This is a genomic window from Streptomyces sp. GbtcB6 (assembly GCF_019091475.1).
GTDB lineage: Bacteria > Actinomycetota > Actinomycetes > Streptomycetales > Streptomycetaceae > Streptomyces > Streptomyces hyaluromycini.
Genome location: NZ_JAGXJL010000198.1, coordinates 1 through 481, shown reverse-complemented (window position 1 = coordinate 481; position 481 = coordinate 1). Strand labels below are relative to the sequence as shown.

General features: G+C 65.5%; 1 protein-coding gene. It reads left to right on the top strand.

Going from position 1 to position 481, the window contains the following annotated elements; all coding sequences use genetic code 11:
• Positions 1-60: 60 nt before the first annotated feature.
• Positions 61-481 (top strand): phosphopantetheine-binding protein (locus KVT45_RS55155; protein WP_254648762.1); only part of this gene is annotated, 421 nt, incomplete at its 3' end.

Genomic DNA, 481 nt, shown 5'->3' with positions numbered 1-481 from the left:
CACAACCTTCTGGCTCACATCGTCGACCAGCCAGAGACTACCGTCCACGCGTTGCCGTTGATGGACGCCGACGAGTTTCTTCTCGGCATCCCGCTTGCGCAGAACGGCAAGGTGAACAGCCGGGAGCTTCCCAAGCCCGAAGGCCGGCGGCGGATCGCCGCTCCCTTCACCCCTCCGCGCAGCGAGACGGAGCAAATCATCGCGGACATCTGGCAGCTCCTTCTCGGCCGGGACGAGGTGGGTATTGACGACAACTTTTTCGAACTCGGTGGCCATTCCCTCCTTGCGACCCAGGTGGTCGCCCGGCTGCGAGAACGTTTCTCTGTCGAGGTTCCCGTCCGCAAGGTCTTCGAGGAGGCGACGGTCCGCGGACTGGCGCGTGAGATCGGCGTAGCTGCCGCCGCGATGCCGCAGTTGCGGCGGGTTGAGCGTGGGGTGGCGGGGGTCGAGGCGTCGTTCGCGCAGCAGCGTTTGTGGTTCC